Genomic DNA, 19,643 nt, shown 5'->3' with positions numbered 1-19,643 from the left:
GTTCACCTACCTACCATTCTCTTTCTTTTTGGAACCACTGCTGATATTTCCGATTGAACCAAGGAAAACGAAAATAATGATTACGAGAATCACAAGGTGCTTCGTGTCGAAGCCAAGTAACCAACTCCATACATTTCTAACTCCATCCCAAAGAGACGGCGCTCTACTCGATACCGTATCGGATACCGTATCAAGAATGCCGTTAATCTTCTCATGACTTTCATCTTGCTTCCGCGATGGCGGGGATGGAGATACATCAGTCTTTGTCTCCTGGTGTTCAGCTGCCGGTTGACTGGCGGACTGAGAAATCCCCTGGACACTTTCCTGTTGGTTTGGCGTACCTGAAATCGAAGTAGTGGAATCAACACTTTGCTGTGGTTGCCTCAATACCATTACAGCCACGATCAGAAGAACGACAACACCAAGAGATGTAATCATGGTCTTCTTCTGTTTTTCCAAATATGGCTCACCTCCTAACGAAGTTTTCGCTATCCAAATAATTAGTTAGATAGCGAAAAAAATATTATCTAATTAATTAGATAATAAGGCGAAAAAAACAACGAACTAATTGGTTGTAGATTCTAACTAACTAATTAGTTAATTGGTTAGTTGTATATTATCATAAATTAATTCGTTGGAATATGATTTTTTTTAGTAATTCATAATTAAACAGATTTTAGGACTCAGGGTTTTCCAGGGGGCTATTTAAATCAGCGTAGTTAATTAAGATATCCTGGATATTTTTGCTCACGATTACCTTTGACGAATTCTGAAATATCTTCCCTGCCTGTTGGAAAATATAATCTGCTGCTTTCCGAATGTTTTGTAGACGGGTTTCGTATTTAGCGGTTGGGATGACAATAGCGATGTACCCTTCCCTAATTAGCTCGTTGGTCGATAATCTCATGACATCATAGTATCGCTTCAGTTTATTTTGAATGGACACTTGTTCGCTAAAAAAGGGTGATCTATAAACGGGCTCTGTGGATCTATCTAACTCAATATAAAACAGTTGGTTTTCTAGTTTAAGAATAGCGTCCGGCCTGATAATGAGTGTTTCGTTATCGCTAGCTACCGTTTCGCTTGGATACCAGTCCCACTCATCAAATTGAACCAGCTTCATATCGCCGCTAAAAATTTTATATTTCAATTCTAAGTATAATTTAGCAATTTCCCAGAAATGCTCTTTCTTAGCCCTCTCCATGTCTACTTCAATTTTTGAAAGCTTCGCCTCGTCAGGTATGTCTAGACGTTTCTCAACAATCCTCAGTCCTCTTAACGTCAGATATATCCAAGTCTTACCGTGAATCGATCCACGAGAGGAACTAGGTTTATTCAAAGCATCCGGATTTACACTTGTCGTCTCGATAAGTCCTCTGCTTTTTAGCTTTCTCTTCAGACGAGCCATTTGAGCCTGCAAGCGTTTATTGTTCTGATCCTCAATTTCAAGTTTCGTTTCTTCATCTGCTTCTAGGTAGTTTTTGTAATATTCCTCTGGTCTCTCATTAAAGTACAGTTGCGAAATGTATTCTTGCTCCATACATCGGCATTTGTAAAGATCAATCAGAAATGTCCAGTCCATTTGAGATAGTAAATCAATAGTCTGGCCTAAAGAATAATCGGCTTGCTTTTCATTAGTCTCTCGATTAGGTAGGTTCTTCAAAAGTATGTATCTCCTTCTCTTGGATTTAACATGTGATAATGGCTGTAGTAAAAATGCCGCAGTTTTGAATAAAACTATTTTTTCGGCATTAGTCGCGTTTTTTAAATCATAGCAATCCTTTGTTGTAAAAGGAATTAGGCATATTTTTAATCATTTTTTACCAACAGTATACATTCATATAAAATCCTTTGTAAAATCGCGGATAAAACAACATATAAAATGCACATAGATGTGCATATAAAAACAAGCATACAAATATATCTATTTTTCTTATATACATTCACTCCTGTTCGTCGCTGTTTCAAATTATTAGATATAGGTTGATCGGGTTCTGAAACAGCAACCGGTATTTTCTTTTAGGATGTACAGATCCTACAAGATATGAATTCTAGAACATGAAGAAAGCGTTATATCCCAGGAGAGTAAAAAGTCATGCTGGTTGTATAAATGAAAAGACTTAAACTTCAAATGGGATTGGTTAGAAGGATATTTTCTGATGAAATCTGATACAGATTGAAACAGATATCTATATTGTTGCTTATGTAAGGGGATTAGGAAGTACAGCCCATCAAGTAATAGTTGTGAGGTGGTGGCTGGTTAGTGCTGCATGGCCAGGCTCTTTCCTGCTAATATTGGAACAAACAAATACTTACATGCGTGAATTCGTCGGCGCTTGCTCCCTACGTCCCCCCCCCCAGCAGTTGATGAGCATCCAGGAACGAGTTCTTTTACTCAGAAATATAGGGTAACGACTTTTCTTAGTCACTTGATCTGCTTTTCTAATATAGGTAACGTATTTTGATAGACGAAGGCTTCTCTTTCTTGACAGTGTGACAAATAGAACGGATAATGTTGGTAAGGTCGCGTAACGCAGCGTAACGCTGAACTAGTTTGATGTACATAAAACCCTTGATGTATAAGGGAATAACTAGATAAGGTCGCGTAACGCAGAACTATATTGGAATTAACGCAGCGTTAAATTGGGGGTGAAAGAAAAGGTGAATAATGAGGTGTTATACCCTGAAGATTTACTTGAATTAGTATCAAGTCGGTTTTCTCATGATATGCTTGCCGTGTTTTCAGAAATATGGAATAGAAAAGAGACAGGGATTATGTGGACTGAACTCCTCCAATCTCATGAGCGATATATCATGGAGAAAGCTCTTCTCATTTTTGAAATCACTGGATTCGTTGAAGTTGATATTGATAATAGAGACAAACGGAAAAAGAGATATATCCCGGACAGGACTAGAGGTCCGCAACTAGCAGAATTTATATATAAACTTTATCAAGGAGGTAATTAATCGTGGCAATTGAATACACAAATTTAGGCTTTATTACTCTAGAAGGTTTTGTTCGAAGAGATGATGTAACAAATCGTACGCTGAAGCTTTGCTTTATCTGCTGTGGTCAATATGGAGGACGACAAGGTGATGAGGAAGCGAGATTAGGGCACTCCGTGTTTGTGATTAACACTTCGGAATCCGACTTACTTGACTTAAAAGCCATAGCTAAAAATAGTGACCGGATCATCAAGTTGGAAGGCTACGGTGGAGCAGCAAAAGACATTGAGAGAGGACAAGCTGCCATCTATGATAATAGTGAAGCCATTGTGAATGTCCTACAGCATGAGGATGTTATTGATGCAGATCATGTATTTGTAGTAGGTGGCATGGGAGGCGGAACAGGTAATGCTGCTATTCCAATGATTTGTAGTAACCTTGCTAAAATTAGAAAACCGTTTAATGGTAAGCCTTCTTTCGGTGCAATTATTACGGTACCAGCATCTTGGGAAAAGCGTGGTATTAAGAAAAATGCACTTTGGGGATTAGGACATCTGGATCAACTGGTTAAAAATGAAGACATTGGTGCAATAGTACTGATAGACAACGATAAACTCTATAATCTGACTCAGGGTGTACACAGTAATACAACAGAGACACCTTTAAACTGGATGGATTATGGTAATAGTAGTCTCGCTGCCCTTTTAGATGAAATAACTATGCTTACCTCACTCCCCTCTTCAAAAGCATTTGACCTGGACGAATGGAGAGATGTTTTTAGTTCACCTGGATGGGTATCCATAGGAAAAAGTTATATTACTAATAGTAATGAAATTGATAGAAGTGACAAAATATTCAGAGATGCCTTTGCGAATTCTCCGACAGCCAGTGACTATGATTATGAATTAGATACTGTAAATGGTTTTATGGCGGTTATTCATCCTAAAAACGAAATTATTACTGATTCGAGTTTCAAAGTGCTAGAAGAGCAATTCGGGGACTTTATAGAAAGCGCTGAAAAGCCTCATTCTGGCATGATTGCTAATCATATATGGGGTAAAATCACCAGTAAGAACAAGTTGATATCAGAAGATAAGAAAGCAATCGTATATACCGCAGCCGTAAGTAGCAATCTTCCAGATCGGGTTAGACGGATGTTAGTTGAAATCGAACAAGAGGAAGAAAAGCTTGAGAAAAAAAGAATTGAACGAAGCGATAAAAAGTCACTAGATCTCTCCTCGTTTACAAAGCAAGAAGATAAAGTTGTAAAAGAAAAGTCTTCACTCGGCAACCAATTTGATCTCTTCGGTTCAAAAACAGAAGAAAAAGAAAAAAACAACAATACATTTGATCTGAAGTTAAATTTTCCACCAAGAAAGTAATTCTAGTAGAGGCCTCTTCAAAGAGGGCCTCTTTTTTTATTATTTCAAAAATAGTTCTGCGTAACGCAGCGTTATTTTTGAAATAACGCTGCGTTAAAAAACGTTGATATAACGGTATTTTTCGAGTATAGTTCTGCGTTACGCTGCGTAACGCAGCGTTAAATTTAGATTTTTTCCTTATATAAAATCTTCAACCAAGGTTAATCATTCCCCTCTTCTTGGCTAGCTTCAAAGCTCTTAAGATTTAAGTTTAGATCCAAAATAGAATTTACCTCCTATCCCCTTCTCCCTTCTTGAATGATTACTTTTGCATTGTATCTGAGGTTGTTCAATTCCCCCCTATCTTGGTTTTGTTCTAAAGCTTTGCCTTGAATGTATTTTGATTTCTCATTTAATCAAATGATAAGGCTTAAAAACCCTTATATACCCGTTTTACATCCCCCTTCGGTTGTTATGACAAAGTAGATCATTGAGGCAGCAGCGGTTTTCAACCCAAACGCCAATTGTTTCAACAGATTTGATCAGAAAATTATCTGATGTGTTCTGATGGAATATAATCTAAATCAGAAATAATAATACTGAATCAGATTTAATCAGAAATAATTATAATTCAATAGAATATATCAAAATAATTAAATGTAATGATAAATAATACAGGATATGAGATTCTGAGGTGGTTTAAATCGTGACAGATCATATTAGATTGAGGTAGAATATAATATGAGGTGATCTGATAATGGATGAAATGAGCAAAATGAGTGACCGCCTAAGCCAAGAATTTAAGCAAGACCCCCTTTATAAGTTGATTACAAAAACAGACCTTTTAGATGAACTGTTTGATGACTACATAGAGGACTTGAATGAGTCCGTAGATTACACAACAACTGAATTCGAAGGGTGGTATTGCACGCAAGAGCAGGCGGTCAATTTCTTGTGTAAGCCGTCAACAATGCGGAGCTGGCAAAAGCAATTGAACCATTATATTGAGGGGAGAATGAGTGGCCGGACTGTGATTATGGACTATCAAGCTGTTTTCCGTCTCAAAATGGCACTTCTGCTTCGTAAACACCAAAATATTAAGCTCAACCGATGTGCAGAAATGGTTGGCATTGTCTCTAATGATAGTCTTCGGATTCTTGATAATTATGAGGATGAGAGGCGAACTAGCCAAGAAAGTGGAGTTGTTAACCCTTTCGCCAGTGCTTCTGAGGAACAGATGCAAAAGATGAGTGAATGGATTGCAGGAATCGTTGACAAGCGAATGGAAGAGATGAGGATGCTTGCACTTCCTGGAGAAGACCGGATGAATGAGCTGCAAGAAAAGGTGGAAGGGATCGCTGATGTCTTGACTCAACTCCAAAGTTCCGTTAATTCTGAAGAGCAACAAGAAATTCTTGATAAAGCGGTAAGTAAGATGCGTGAAGACGTGGAGACGCGTGACAAGATCGTCATGGAACAACTCTCTATGATCCAAAAAGAGCAGAAGTCAAAACAAGAAATACAGCAGGAGATTGTTAACTCACTACCATGGTTCGTTAGAATGTTCGTTAAGAAAGATAAGTAGGAGGCACCCAAGAGGGGCCTCCTTTTTTGTTGATTTCAATCCAAAAGTACGTAATCGGATTGAAATTGATGAAATCTACTTGAATCTGATGTGATTTGATCTCTTCGTAAGTATGAATTACTGCTTATATTTGGAACCAGTTAAGTATCTATTGAGGTGTCACTAAATCTGCTAGATTCCTTGAAACGAGAGTAACCTCGTTATCTAATTAATTAATTGATTAGTTAGATAGCGAGACAGTATACTTGAGTATAGCTTCGTCTGCTTTAACACTAACTTGGAAAGGATGATAGAATTAGTGCGGATTGTGGGAATGTTAATAGGAGGTTTGATTTCGCTCATTTTGCATGTGAGCTCTTTTGTGTTGAAGAATTTATATATACAATTAGTCAGATTTATACGAGATGATGCAAATACTAAGGCAAAATGGACTATACAAGCTGTTTTCCTTTTTCCGCTGTTCATTTATATTTTTATATGGATGGTGGGTAGGTACCAGGATATAATCTTTTTTGATCGCGAGCCGGCTACCTTAAGGTCTATACCTTTATTACTCGTTTGCTTTTTTGGACATACGATCTATAACAGTCCAGTTTTACGAAAGAACATATATGCCAAGTCTATTGTTCAAACCCTACTTAATACCATCTCGGTATTGGCATTAGGACAAATATTGATACCTTTTATAGGTTCGAGTATTGGAATTGTCATAACGTTTATTATGTTAACTATTACGATCTTTTTGACTTTACGACTCTCCAAACATAGCAGCCTACAAGATACGCTGTTTGCCAGACTACATTCTATCGTTGAAAAGGCTCAGAGGCCTGAGAGATTTAGTTTGTTTTCATTATTTCCTTATACGACCGAATCTCGAACTAAAGCAGTCTATGCTTTAGAAAATACAAAAATAGATTTAAGTCAAAGAGGATGTTTAAGTCACCTCAGATATTATTCAGAGGATTGTAGACTGGAGCTTTTTTGGAGCGTCCCTACACTGTTCAAACAGAGTCAACTTCAGGTTTTAGAGAAATCAGATCGTGCACAGCATACCCAAATTCTCGGAGGGACGGGTTCTGGGAAAACCTTGTTTGCGGCGACAACGACAGCTCAGGATTTTTTTAATGATGCAATAGGAACAACTATTGTAGAACCTAAGGGTACATTTGTCAGAAGAAGTGCAAACTTATTAGATCGAATTGGTAGGAATTATTATCGATTAGATCCTGATGCAGAGAATTCTGATTGTTTGAATCCTTTATATGTTACAGAAGGAAAAGATTTTGAGTTGATGATAGAAGCAAACATATCAGCTTTTCATGCTCATTTAGGTCCCGAGGCAAAACAGTATTTTAAATCTAGATCTACTCAATTGCTTCGGGTTTGTATTAAGGCCCTTAAACTGGCCTATGGAAATGAATGTGGGTTTGATGAGCTTAATGAGATCATACAACCATTTGGTGAAGAATTAAGAACTGATACGCTATTTGTTCTTCAACAAAAGAACCTTTTAAATCAGGTTCAATTACTCAATGAATACCACAAAAACATAGGAACAGATGGAAAAATCAAAGAGTTTACCATGCAGACATACTCAAGTTTGCATGATTACATGCTGGAATTAACGTCTAATGCACATATTCGAAAAATGTTCTGCGGTAAATCTACGTTTAATATTGATGATGTTCTTGAGAATGGTGAAATCGTTCTTTTTAACGCTGCCTTTGGTAAACTCCAAACGCTAACCTACACGGTTGGTAGATTATATCTGAATTTATTGCGCGCTAGCACATTTAGACGGGATCTTACCAGGAATTTCAAGGCACACTCACTATTAATTGATGAAATTGAAATGTTTGGTGATGAGGAATTTTCTACATTTCTAGAAATGGCTAGGGAATATGAAGTGTTTGTTTCGCTTATTCACCAGGGGAACGAGCAGCTAAATGATGTGAGTAGAAGGCTAGCTGCGATGGTGAAGCAAAATGCAGTGCAGAAGATTGTATTAGCTGGTTTAGAGGTGGAAGATGCAGATTATTATGCCAAATTATTTACAGACTATTACAAGAAAACATTAAGTAGCGGCACCGATGAAATGTCCACAACCGGTTTTAATACGCAAGTACGCGAAGAGAAGAGGTATCTTGTTGATCCGAGTGACTTCTTAAGGCTTAAGGGGTATAACCCGAGAACGGGTGAACCAGTGGAGTGTTACTTCCGTGGAGTTAAAGATAATGTAAGGTTAGATCCTGTTTTTGCTGAAATTTACCCACTACCTCAAGTACTATTCAGTCCACTTGGGCAAGAAAATCAAGTGGTGAAAAATAAGAGGACAGAGGATGAGACCAAGAAAGAAAACCTGCAGCTTATTGAACCCATAGTGGAGACAACAACAATTGATCCTCCTTTGGAGAAACCCATCGGCCTAACTGAAAAATTGAAGAAGAAAGAAGATAAAAAACAGGTGGTCACAATAGAAAGCAGCAAGCGAAACCCATTATGGGATGCTAAAAAAGTAACTGAGACATCTGAAACAAATAGTTCTATAGGAACGGAGCATGAGACAAGTAATTCTAATAAAGACAGCGTCACAGTCTTAGATCAGGAAAAAAATATAACGATTCAGAAGCCTATAGTCAAGGAAGGGTTTGATCAAGCGATAGTAGGAGATGCTGCTTTAAATATTGCAAATAAAGTTAGACTGAGAGCAGTAGAAGAAAGGAACAAAAAAAAGAAGAATGAAGCGGATTAACCGCTCATTCTTCTTCAGATATCTCAAAATCTTCAGTATATTTATCATATATTTTTCTTCCAAGTGGAGTTAATGTACACAGCACTGATTTTCCATGTGGAATAGTACCCACAAAACCCAAAGCCTCCAAATATCCGAGAGCATAATTCAACTCTCCTCGACGTACTTGAGCCGAAAGAGATAGGCTATCTTTATTCATTGTAGCAACTTTAGATAGAGCTTTCATAATAAGTTTTGGTCCTGTAGGAAGAATGTTTATTATAATTTCTTTAAGATAATTTTCAGTAGGTTGATTAAGATCTATGTCGTAATTTGCTTTGTTAAAGGTCATTGAATTACCACTCTCTTTCAAATTTATTTCTGTAGTTTGATTATTACATACATCTATTGAATAGACAATAACTAATCAATTAGTTAATTGCTTAAATAATCAATGAAAGCTAGTCAATTTGCGTATTAAAGTGGACGTGTTAATAGGAGCCTGTCCTTCTGTAGAACTGTTTTTTTCTAATGCTCGTTTTAAAATTTTATTATGCTTAGTATATTGAACCCAAGTCAGCGTTAAACACTTATTATCAAATTGTATTTTTCTCTCAGGGAAACGTAAATCTTTGATTTGTCTAAGGTTTACAAAAAGCCCACTTTCAATTCGAAGAAAATCAAATTTCTCTAATTTAGTTTCTAGCAGAAGGTAGTCATAGAGTGGTTTTTTTTCTAGATGCGCTTCCGAGTCTAAATGGTACTCGATTTCATTGTAAGTGTTCACTCTTATGTAATTGATCAGGTCAAGTTCGATCTCTACAAATTCGAATTCATCCTTAACCGGATCACTTGAATATCCTGCCAGGTGCATCAGTACATTAAAGTCTGCATTGTATGCTTGAGCGAATTTCTTTAAGGTAATGGGTTTGGGAATTAGTGGACTACAATTGTTACGGTTTACTCCTTTCTCGACATCACGAATATATCCGTGGCTCAAATCGCATTTACGTGCAGCAGCATGTAAGGAATAGCCGTAAGAAATTCTTAGTTTCTCCAAGTAAGTTCCAAGTGTATTCATGGTACCCCCATATTAAAGTTATAGTAGGCTAAATTATATAACTATTGTCTTTATTATACACTATAGGTATATAGACCTATTCGAAAAAAATAAATTTATCTAGTATGGTAATTAATATTATGGAAGAGAACTAGTAAAAAATAATGTTTTGTCGAAAAAAAGCATATAATATGTCGAATAATAGCGAATAAAATACTATAATGTCGACATAAAATTTAATTTAAAGAAGAAGATGGAAAAGTATTGACCGCTTGTCGTATTTATAGTACACTTCGTCTAGATTTGAACTAGAAGAACTACTCTTCTGTGACTATTGATCTACTTTATATAAGAGTATGAGAGGGATGATTTTAATATGTTAGGTCAAATGAAATCAATATCGGGAACTTCGGAGATAAGTGCAGCGGGCGTTCCTAACATTGCAGTTGAGGAAAACGGAAGCTATTTGATGATTATTGAAGAAAGTGAAGAACTAGATGGTAAACTTACAGGCTACATACCTGCTTTAAGATTAGGTGTTGCTGGAGACACGAGCAAAGACCTTCAAGACAGCGCGAAAGATCTGATTAAGATGAGCCTTGAGGCTAACATCAAACCGTTCACAAATGTAGCTTTCATGATGTTGAATCCAAATACGTAAAAAAAGGAGAACCATCTCCTTTTTTTATCAAATTCGAAAGTCCCATTGATATATATCATAAGAACACAAGGTCTGTAAAATAAGTGTTCAGAAATTTATTTTAAAATACTCTTCATTTCTTAGACGGCATGTAGTAAGATACTAATTGTTTAATTCTCGCTTTCTAGCTAATTAGCTAGATAGCTTTTTTTTAGGATTCTAACTAATTAATTAGTTAGAATAATTTTTTTCAACGTTAACTAACTAATTAATTAACGTTTTCGCTGAAAGGGGGACAGTTGTGAGTAATGATCAACTAATTTTGGATTTGGACTTCGTAATGACACATCCTAAGGTAGAAATAAAGAACCTTGAGTGGTTTTATAACAACTGCCTTATGGCCTATCATCATGTTCCTGTTTTCAAAATTGTAAATCATATGAATATGAGTAACCCATCACTATTACGGGATTGGTCATCACAAAATGTAGCCATTCGAAATGCAATGCAAGAACTGGAGATTCCAGAAACGAGTGTTATGACTATTGCTCTCCGTAGGGAGGATCTCTTATATAAAAATGGGTTTTACATAACGCCATATCATTCGCCGTCTGATTCGAACAGCTTAAACATTTTGAAAAACAGGAAACACATCGATATTACCTGTGAAGGCCTTCAAAAGTTGACTTTAGCAGGTATTAAGGAAGAGAGTGCCAGACACTTTATACTTTATTTAAAACCATCGGAGGATTCCAAATGAGTAATGAACTTTTAAATATTAGACCATTTGCAATGTACGAAAAGGCACTTAAGAGAGGTGAAATACTGCAGGGAAGAATTAATGCAATTGAAGAACATTCGCCTTTTGGACATAGCATGAAGTGTGCTGTTATAGATCTCGAAAATGACTTGAAGGGTCTCATTCATGAATCACAGTTTGATACACATAAATACCGGTCTCTTGTGGGATTTATTGACCATACAGTTGATTTTATGGTTCTTGATGTAAGAAAACAAAACCTAGATCCGAAACAATTTAATGTTTTCAATTATGAAAAAAATATTGTACTGCTATCAAGAATTCAGGCTTTGAATGAACTTGAAACAGAATTTTGGAACATTCCCGATGATAAGTTGATCGATCATGTTGTAAATGGTAAAGTTTCTGGCTTTCAGGATAGAGCACTGTTTATAGATGTCAGTGGTGTAACTTGCCGCATGAAGATTCAGGATTATGAGTACGGCTGGACCGATTCTATGCTGAAAAAGCTGCCACTCGGTGCACCGATTACTGCGAAGATTATTTCATTTAACAGGAAAAAGAAAACAGTTGAGTTATCACGTAAAGAATTGTTGGAAGATCCGTGGGAAAGAATTCATACCCATTATGGCGTGGGAAATTTCTATAGTGGCATTGTAACTGCAGAGGTTCCCAACGTAGGTGTTTTTATTCGGTTGCGTGCTGGTATAGAGACGTTGTCCTGGTGGCCAGACAGAAGACCAGAAGGTCCACTGGTAGGAAAAAGTGTGACTGTAGCTATAAAGAGTATCAAAAAAGAAGAGCGAAGAATCAAAAGCAGAATCACAAATTTCCCGCATGAGGTGTACTAGTCAGGGGGAGTCAGCTAATGGAAGGCAACGTATCACCTTTATTACAACAGGAACGTACTGAGGAGGTCCTGGTGAAGTACCCGACGTATGATGATCCCTTTGCTTATGTAGAAAGCATGGCTCCTCTCACTAGGCATCAATACTATTACATTGAAAAATTAATCAATCAAAACTGGATTACGGATCGAGATTTGTTAATCGTAAAAACATTATTTGTTCATCGATGGCTAACGTTTACTCAGATTTGTAATTTGTTTTTCGAGGACAATGAACCAGCCACAGTAAGAAAAAGAATAAAAAAAATGCTCAAACATGGTTTAATACGCACGATAACTTGGAGAAGCCACTCAAAATCCAAAGCCTCTTGTCCCAGCTTATACGAGCTGGGTGCAAGTGGGGCAGACATTCTCAATAACAAATATGGTGTACGCGTGGGATCGAGAGATCCGCGACATGCGAAGGCAACAACATTAGCTTATAAATTCAAGTACGTTATAGCTAATGAATTGTATATTCAATTGAACCATGAGCTCCAACTTATGCATTTTGAATTTACACCAGTGTTTCGCTTAGGTGAAGAAGTACAAGCCCCAACAGCTAGGTTTATTCTTCGTACACCTGGTGGTGCCGACCTGCCATTCATTTTGATATGTCATCGTGATGAAGAAAAGTGGATGAAGACTTTAAGATATCAGATTGATTTTTATAAGAAATACATGAAAGAATCGGGCGAACAATTCATCCTGGTAATTATGGTGTCCGATGAAAAAAAAGCAGAGATAGCTAATAAAATTGTACGCACAGAGGGCTTTGGGGAAACCACTTGGTTTGTAACAGATAATGACCTTTATAGTCCAGACCATTGCCTCACTAAAAGCAGCTTTTTCGAGATTACAGATGGGGTAAAACAATACTTTGACCTATCTTAGGATAGGCAATTAATCAGGTTTTGATTAATTGCCTAATATATTAATGGTCCATCATTAATGTTTTAGGCAATTTATGAAAAGGAAGTGTGTGATGAAGCGTGTCTTTATAGTTTCCATAGATAAGACAGAGGTTGAGTGGATAACAGACGAATTGAAAAGCTGTAGGGTGGTCGGGGATATTCAAGATTTTAATTTTTTTATCCCCCAATGGGAAGCAGCACAACCAGATACTTTGATCGTAATGGATAATGCATTCGATGAAGACGCCGAATTCTTGAATTGTGTTAAGAGATTGAATAATGAAGCACCCAGACCGCAAATCATTTTTTTTCATGATAGAAGTGATCAGGATGAATTTCTTCATTCTTTGGCGGCCGAAAACGTTCAGTGTACTGCATATGGAGACCCGAGTATCTCCGACTTGGAGAGGTTGTTGTTCGGGAGCAGTGCTGTGATCGTTGAACCTGCTAACGAAGAACTCACGAAAGAGGTGGCGAAGGCTCTATCAAGCACGGCAGAATCAACTATTGCTGAGCATGGAAGTGATACAGAGTCAAGTAAGGTTCAGGAGACTGGGATGTTGAAACAAATCCTCGCTTCTTTCAAGCACACTAACAAACCATTAGAGAATAACGCAACAAGGACAGTCAAGCCAGGACCTGCTGAGTTTCTTGATGAGGATAGAGTCGAAGAGGAATTTGTAATACCTAAGCAAGAGGTAGAAATTGTCTCTGAACAAGAACTTGAAGCTCCTGAAAAAGAGAGTATAAGAACGATCGAAGAACAGACCAACCAGCAACCCATGGAAGTCATAAACCAAACGATGGATTCACACTCTCAAGAGATTAATGAGACTGGTGAGGCAGCTTCTTTTGAAGTTAAAACAGAAGAGAAAAATAATAGGATTCTAACTGAGAACAGTGATTCAGAAGTTGAAAATCCTAAAGCTGCTTCCGACCCCGGCAAGCTGAAGCAGTTTCTTCGATTAACTCGAGCAGAGAATGTTCAAAGCCTTTCCGAGAAGGAGGTGAGCAATAATAGGAGCCAGCCATCTCCAAAGAAAAAAAGTAAGGTCAGGAAAGAGAACCAATCTAAAACGAGTGCAAATGATATCTCTGTTTTTTCTGGATTCGGTACCATGGTCATTGGAGTTGCCGGAATGAATGGAAGGGTTGGTACCACAAATCAGGCTATTCAATGTGCAATGTATTTGGCCAAGAAGCATAAGAAGGTTGCTTGCTTTGAGTTAGGTCAAGAAGCTGTATTTTGGAAAATGAATCACTCACGACAAAACCCATTTCAGTTTGGAGGGGTTGATTTTTACCCAAAATGTACGGAGTATCTAAAAATCATTTTCAGTAATAAATATGATGCTGCTGTTTTGGATCTGGGGGCACTCGTGAAAGAAGGGGACTTAACTGCCCAGGTTCAGGAGTATGCTCGTGCAAACTTTAAATTACTGATTGCTGGTTCCGCAGAATGGGATATTGATAGATTGACGGATGCAGTCGAGCAGCTACATGATAATCACTTTTTGCCAGGCACAAAAATTATTATGAACCTCACTGATGAGCGTAGTTTTCGTAAAATCGAATCCGAAATGCTGACCAAAAAGCAACAAAAAGAATTCGGGATTACGCTACATATGGGATCATTATGCCCCGATCCATTGAGTGATGTTGACCATGCCTTATATGACACAATTTTTGAGGTGAACAATGTTAAGAAGATTTAAAAAGAATAAGATTACGACTATTAAAGAACAGCCGCCAATTGTTGTTTCCATTTTCGACCCGAATTCAGGAGATACTACTGAAACAGCATTATCAGTAGCGAAAAAATGGATGGGAGTCACCCAGAAAAAAGCAGTCATTATTGAATTCCCGTGTCTTGGATTACCTCGTTTGCTTTCGCGGATTGAAGATCCAGACACGATATTAAAAGAGCAAAGCGTAGATCAATATTTATTAGATATGGATCGCGGTGATGTTAAAACGCTAGATACATATATCACTACTGTTGAAGGCGTTGACTGTGTAGCAGCTCATCCAAAAACTAGCGCTGATATACCTGTATTGATCAAAATGGAGAACTTAAAGACAGCTCTACAAGCACCGGAACAACTGGCTCAGGGTTTACTTGGTACTTATGATTTAGTTATTTATGCTCTGCAAGGACAATTATTCCATCCTATGAGTTTTGGTGCCCTAAGACACGCTGATAGCGTCATTGTTCAGGTTCAGTCCCTTGTAGCTTTGCCGCATTCTTATAAGACGTTAAAAAAATTGCCTACGTATGGTGTCGAAGATCAAGTTATCCTATACAGCGATTTTCAATTGGCACTTCCAGAAAAAGTATGGAAAAAGGATGAACTCACTTCGTTTATTTGTAATCTAGACAAAAAAGTAATTTCAAAAATTTCGGATCAGAAACCTACAACTTTTTCTCAACATATTGGTGTGATTAACCCAGCAGAACACATAGCCTATCAATCCTCTCTACAAGGAGGAAATGGTGTTAGTCTCAACATCCGGGAGTCCGAACAATTAAAAAGGTTAGTTGACCAAACTCGCCAAGTCTTAAAATCACAACACGCTGATGAATTTATTGAATCCTTTACGAATATCCAAAAGCGGGGAATTATACAGCATCACATCGCAGACTATATCCGTGAACAAACTACCTATAAATTTACAGCCAGTATAGATGTTATCATTCAAAAAGTTCAAACTGAAATCACCCAAATGGGACCACTTCAAGTAGCTTTAGATGATCCCAATACTTCTAGCATTGAGATCAATGGGCCGGACGAAGTCATGTCTGAGATTAACCATGTTGATCAGCTCGATACCCGAGTGAAGTTCGAAGACAAAGAGCACATCTATGCCATCATCAATAAAATGCTAATCCCTATGGGGAAAACACTCACAGCGAATGATCCGGTTCTCGACTCTCAATATGGTGGGTTCCGTATTAATGTGGTTGCTGATCGGGATCGTGGTGGATTAACATCTGATTTTCCAGTTGTATCCATTAGAAAGTTCCCGCCCGATGTGTATACCTCGGAAGCTTGTATCGCGTATGGCAACATAAGTGAGGAAATAGATGAATTTAACGCTGATATATATCCACTGGGCGTTAATGAAATTACGGGTGGCTCTGTAAATGCTGGTAAGACTGCGGGGCTTCAACGGATTCCATTATATCTAAATCCATTAACTCGAATATTAACGATCGAAGATAGTGAGGAGATGATGCTCAAAAAGAAAGAAGCCTACCTCAACTATCCGAATATTGTTTCATTTTTTGTTAAAGAACATGAAATCGAACGTCGCCGGTATGATATTGCTAAAATCACTAAAATAACATTGCGTCAAAATCCTGATTGGGTCATCATCGGTGAAGTCCGTGACCATGCAGCTGCGCGACAAGCGTTAGAGGCAGCTAACACGGGTAGTAATGTAACTTTTACTATACATGCGAATGATGCCAAAATGACGGTTGTTCGTTTCTTCCAGCTGGCGGGGAATACACCGGATATTGCGTCTCAAGTCGGAGATTCCATTGATTTAGTTAGATATAATGTCAATGATTTTGGTATTAGAAGACAAAGTGAAATCGCTGAACTGTTAGGATTCGATGAGCGTAATCAACCAATTCTTAACCCTATTTTTGTTTACAACTTTAAAACAAAGTTATTTGAAAGGGTAGGGTCGCTAAAAAATATGCGAAATAAGATGATCAGAAACGGGGCGTCACAGGCCGTGATTGATCGCTGGTGTGAACCACTGAAGGAAGAAGCAGTATGATAACAGCCCTTCCGTTACTTCTATTGTTTATATGGTTAGCGACGTTCAGCTATATTCTGCCTAAAGTAAATGTTAAACAAAATAAAACCTATAACGCACAACACAATAGGTTGCTCAAAATATTAGGTTATGACAAGGTCCAGGAGGAAGCTAGTCATAACGGAATACAAATATCTTTAAAAGAATTTGTAGGAATAACTCTTTTCTCTGGTATTGGCGGGATCGTGATCTCACTTGTTACAAAGAACTACTTTTTTATTGTCATTGGTGTAATCCTTTGTTTTATGCTTCCCCAATATATTATTGGGAAAGTGAAACGCTCCAAACGGGAAGAAATTATGTTTGAGTTACCGGATAATCTTAAAACGCTCACCAGTAAGCTTATCGATTTTGCATCAGTTCTTAGTGCTCTGGAGCAAGCGGTTCCTGATATGTACGGTCAAACTAAACTAGTATTTCAGGCAATTTTAAATGATCTTACCTTAGGTTTCACTTTGGATAAAACTTTAGAAGAAGCTCAAAAAAAAATAAAAGTACAAAGATTTACGGAGTATTGTGAAAAACTTTTAATGGCTGAGCAAGAAGGGTTTCATGAGCAATCGATTAGAAGCCTGAAGGAAACAACGAAAGAATTCAGTTTAGATAACACAATGATTCGTGACCTTCAAATTAAATCAAAGAAGGACAAACGCCAGCTTGTAATAGTTATTATTTTGGCTTGGTTCGTGCCTGTCGTTCTTTCTACCATGAATACAGGAAATGCGAACGTATTTCTGGATACTTTCCTGGGCCAGATGTACATTGCTATTTTTGTACTTGCTTCCGTTTTTGTGCTTGTGAAGTCGGATGAGTGGTTGGCTGTCAATCTTGAAGAACTATGAAGGGAGGTGAATATCATTGATATGGATCTATATGCTCGGGTTTGCTCTATTCGCTGTTTTACTATTAGGTATACATCAAATTGTGCCAAACTTCCAAAAAGAGGCTCAATATACCAGGGCAGCGGAAAATGTAACTCGATCTGATTTAGAACGAGCACGACTTAAAAAAGGAAAGGCTACACTCTGGTTGAGTGAAAAGATTCTTCCTAAAATAACTCAAAACCCGATTTTCAGAATAGATCGGCTCTTGGGGAAAAATATGAAACAAAACATCGAAGTGATGGGGAAGTATGCCAGTGTTGAAGAAATGCTTGCAATCAAATTATTACAGGCCCTCATTCTATCTTCACCTATTTTTCTTCTCTGTTTTTTACTTGAGAGTTATTATGCCGCGGTTCCCGTATTTGTGGTCATCTTTTTAATCAAGGGTATCCGCGATGTAAGAGCATCTTTTACCTCTATGCAACGAGAGATAACTAAGGATTTACCCAAATTTATAGATAAAATGAATATGGCTTTAGAGTCAGGGAAATCATTTGTTACCGTCTTCCGAGAAATGGAGAAACGCTGCGGACAGAAGATGAAGCTGTTGTTGAAACGGCTGAACAGTAACTTGCAACATATGGAGCCCGGAATGGCGATTGAGATTTTTGCGAGGGAAACGACGATTCCTATTATGCTTCCTTTTGCTACGGCTATTAAGATCGGTATCAACTCTGGATATGAAGAAGGCAAGGTACATTTAGATGAAATCCGTGAAGAAATGCTGAAGCTGCGAAGAACCGCAATGGAAGAGAATACGAAGTCCAAACCTGAGCGGGTCAAATTGAGTACAATAGGGATTATTTTTATGGCTATAGGTTCTGTCATTATATGCTTTGTAAGTATATTTTCAGACTTGCTTCACACATTCTAATTTAATGGGGGATTTATAAATGAAATTATCTAATCAATTGGTCAAGGTTACAGATGTTATGGCGGAAAAATTGAACTATAGAAGTACTAAGATTATCCAAAAAACGTATGCAATAGGGCAAAGGGCAATTTCAACACTTACGAACCAAAAAGGACAAACTAGCGTAGGGAGTATGATTTGGATTTTAGGTGTTGTGGTTGTAGCTGGTGCTATTATCGTATTGATGAAAAAATTTATGCCCGACCTTTGGAACATTATCGAAGACAAAATCAAAAGTGTGATGTAACAATGGTTAAACGATTTAAAGCTAGTTTTAACCAGCGTGGAGAAATGACAGGCATATTTATTATGCTTGGAATATTAATTTTTTCGGTATTCACATTTCTATGGACAGATATCGAAGGAATCTGGAGCGATAAACGAAAATTAGCAGTCGCTGTGGACGAGACATTTCTACAAGTACAAGCGGAGGGTGGGTTTGATTCCACTCTTCGTACATATTTTTATGATCTTTGCAGGGCACAGGGGCTTGATGTTACCAAAATTACAATTACCGGGACTCCTAAATTGGTACAGAGAGATGGACACGTTGAGCTAAATGCATCCATCACGTATACCATGAGATCCCTCAAGCCAATGGGGATTGGAGAGATAACCTTTCCAATTCCTGCAGATGCGGACGGGAAAGTTGCAACCTATTTTCGGCCAGGGGGAACTCCTTAATGAGCCCTGTTAAAATGATTTTTTTAGTTTATTTTTTAATGTTTTCTTTGTTTGTTTCCTTGGATATTGGTACAGCATATGCGGGGGCAGAAATTGCTAAACGTAGCTTAGGGAAGTCCATCATTTCTGGTATCATCGCTTCAACAGACGAAAGCTCATATGTAATGGGAAAAACCCTGTTGAAACCGGATCAGTTAGAAAGTAATGCACGCAGGTTTCTTATTTCTAATATGAAGCTAGATTCGAATTTAAGTAACCGTGTATTCAAAGACGGTCATTTAGAAGTGAGATTACAGTATAGAAGTGATGGTGCTCCCCGTGTAATTGCAATATATCGAGCGAAAATTGCAATGGTATCGGGTCGAATTATCGGACTTACAGACTACCCTATTGAAATCGTGAAGCAGACACCTTATTACGCGGAATATAAATAGCAAAAGAGGGGAATTAA

19 protein-coding genes are annotated in these 19,643 nt (G+C 37.7%); 15 read left to right on the top strand and 4 right to left on the bottom strand.

All coding sequences use genetic code 11. The annotated features are described in order from the left end of the window. Positions 1-6: 6 nt before the first annotated feature. Complete coding sequence (locus ACWGXJ_RS26035; protein WP_452568084.1) at positions 7-459, bottom strand: hypothetical protein; 453 nt, start codon at positions 457-459, stop codon at positions 7-9. A 217-nt stretch (positions 460-676) separates the two neighbouring features. After that, positions 677-1,663 (bottom strand): replication-relaxation family protein, encoded by a 987-nt coding sequence (locus ACWGXJ_RS26030; protein ID WP_452568083.1) that lies wholly within the window; start codon positions 1,661-1,663, stop codon positions 677-679. 998 nt (positions 1,664-2,661) lie between these two features. Here ACWGXJ_RS26030 and ACWGXJ_RS26025 point away from each other — a divergent pair. The 4 genes from ACWGXJ_RS26025 to ACWGXJ_RS26010 all read left to right on the top strand — a co-directional run bounded on the left by ACWGXJ_RS26025 (position 2,662) and on the right by ACWGXJ_RS26010 (position 8,644). Further along, on the top strand, positions 2,662-2,967 hold the full coding sequence (locus ACWGXJ_RS26025) for a hypothetical protein (RefSeq protein WP_254348839.1): 306 nt from the start codon (positions 2,662-2,664) through the stop codon (positions 2,965-2,967). A 2-nt stretch (positions 2,968-2,969) separates the two neighbouring features. Continuing rightward, positions 2,970-4,328 carry an FtsZ/tubulin family protein gene (locus ACWGXJ_RS26020; RefSeq protein WP_258297734.1) on the top strand — a complete coding sequence of 453 codons (1,359 nt, stop codon included), beginning with the start codon at positions 2,970-2,972 and terminating at the stop codon, positions 4,326-4,328. A 736-nt stretch (positions 4,329-5,064) separates the two neighbouring features. Further along, entirely contained in the window at positions 5,065-5,892 is an 828-nt protein-coding gene (locus ACWGXJ_RS26015; protein ID WP_254348841.1) for a hypothetical protein, read from the top strand. Positions 5,893-6,190: 298 nt separating this feature from the next. After that, a complete protein-coding gene (locus ACWGXJ_RS26010) occupies positions 6,191-8,644 on the top strand; it encodes a type IV secretory system conjugative DNA transfer family protein (protein ID WP_452568082.1) in 2,454 nt (817 codons plus the stop codon). Between the two features lie 4 nt (positions 8,645-8,648). Here the strand turns inward: ACWGXJ_RS26010 and ACWGXJ_RS26005 are convergent, their stop codons facing one another. After that, positions 8,649-8,975 carry a hypothetical protein gene (locus tag ACWGXJ_RS26005; protein ID WP_254348843.1) on the bottom strand — a complete coding sequence of 109 codons (327 nt, stop codon included), beginning with the start codon at positions 8,973-8,975 and terminating at the stop codon, positions 8,649-8,651. 99 nt (positions 8,976-9,074) lie between these two features. Next, positions 9,075-9,704 (bottom strand): helix-turn-helix domain-containing protein, encoded by a 630-nt coding sequence (locus ACWGXJ_RS26000; RefSeq protein WP_452568081.1) that lies wholly within the window; start codon positions 9,702-9,704, stop codon positions 9,075-9,077. A 355-nt stretch (positions 9,705-10,059) separates the two neighbouring features. Between ACWGXJ_RS26000 and ACWGXJ_RS25995 the strand changes: the two genes are divergently transcribed. The 11 genes from ACWGXJ_RS25995 (at position 10,060) to ACWGXJ_RS25945 (ending at position 19,626) form a co-directional block, all read left to right on the top strand. Beyond that, the gene (locus ACWGXJ_RS25995) at positions 10,060-10,344 is read left to right on the top strand and encodes a hypothetical protein (RefSeq protein WP_452568080.1); all 285 of its coding nucleotides are present in this window, start codon (positions 10,060-10,062) and stop codon (positions 10,342-10,344) included. 280 nt (positions 10,345-10,624) lie between these two features. Next, on the top strand, positions 10,625-11,083 hold the full coding sequence (locus ACWGXJ_RS25990; RefSeq protein WP_452568079.1) for a hypothetical protein: 459 nt from the start codon (positions 10,625-10,627) through the stop codon (positions 11,081-11,083). Next, on the top strand, positions 11,080-11,934 hold the full coding sequence (locus tag ACWGXJ_RS25985; RefSeq protein ID WP_452568078.1) for a 30S ribosomal protein S1: 855 nt from the start codon (positions 11,080-11,082) through the stop codon (positions 11,932-11,934). Before ACWGXJ_RS25990 ends, ACWGXJ_RS25985 begins: the two co-directional genes overlap by 4 nt. A 17-nt stretch (positions 11,935-11,951) precedes the next feature. Then, a complete protein-coding gene (locus ACWGXJ_RS25980) occupies positions 11,952-12,863 on the top strand; it encodes a replication-relaxation family protein (RefSeq protein ID WP_452568077.1) in 912 nt (303 codons plus the stop codon). A gap of 91 nt (positions 12,864-12,954) precedes the next feature. Further along, positions 12,955-14,598, top strand: a complete 1,644-nt coding sequence (locus tag ACWGXJ_RS25975) for a hypothetical protein (RefSeq protein WP_452568076.1) — start codon at positions 12,955-12,957, stop codon at positions 14,596-14,598. Next, entirely contained in the window at positions 14,582-16,672 is a 2,091-nt protein-coding gene (locus tag ACWGXJ_RS25970) for an ATPase, T2SS/T4P/T4SS family (RefSeq protein WP_452568075.1), read from the top strand. The genes ACWGXJ_RS25975 and ACWGXJ_RS25970 overlap by 17 nt, the downstream gene beginning before the upstream one ends. Beyond that, positions 16,669-17,553: a type II secretion system F family protein gene (locus ACWGXJ_RS25965; protein ID WP_254348851.1), complete on the top strand. Its 885-nt coding sequence runs from the start codon at positions 16,669-16,671 to the stop codon at positions 17,551-17,553. Before ACWGXJ_RS25970 ends, ACWGXJ_RS25965 begins: the two co-directional genes overlap by 4 nt. A gap of 16 nt (positions 17,554-17,569) precedes the next feature. After that, positions 17,570-18,469, top strand: coding sequence for a hypothetical protein (locus ACWGXJ_RS25960; RefSeq protein WP_254348852.1), 900 nt, complete (start codon positions 17,570-17,572; stop codon positions 18,467-18,469). A gap of 19 nt (positions 18,470-18,488) precedes the next feature. Beyond that, the gene (locus ACWGXJ_RS25955) at positions 18,489-18,755 is read left to right on the top strand and encodes a hypothetical protein (protein WP_452568074.1); all 267 of its coding nucleotides are present in this window, start codon (positions 18,489-18,491) and stop codon (positions 18,753-18,755) included. Between the two features lie 2 nt (positions 18,756-18,757). Further along, positions 18,758-19,192 (top strand): DUF4320 family protein, encoded by a 435-nt coding sequence (locus ACWGXJ_RS25950; protein WP_452568073.1) that lies wholly within the window; start codon positions 18,758-18,760, stop codon positions 19,190-19,192. Next, positions 19,192-19,626, top strand: coding sequence for a hypothetical protein (locus tag ACWGXJ_RS25945; protein WP_254348855.1), 435 nt, complete (start codon positions 19,192-19,194; stop codon positions 19,624-19,626). The genes ACWGXJ_RS25950 and ACWGXJ_RS25945 overlap by 1 nt, the downstream gene beginning before the upstream one ends. Positions 19,627-19,643 lie beyond the last annotated feature (17 nt).

The sequence above is a fragment of the Paenibacillus sp. S33 genome (genome assembly GCF_053615415.1).
Note: the sequence above shows the minus strand (reverse complement) of the source record. Positions and strands in the feature narration are given on the sequence as shown.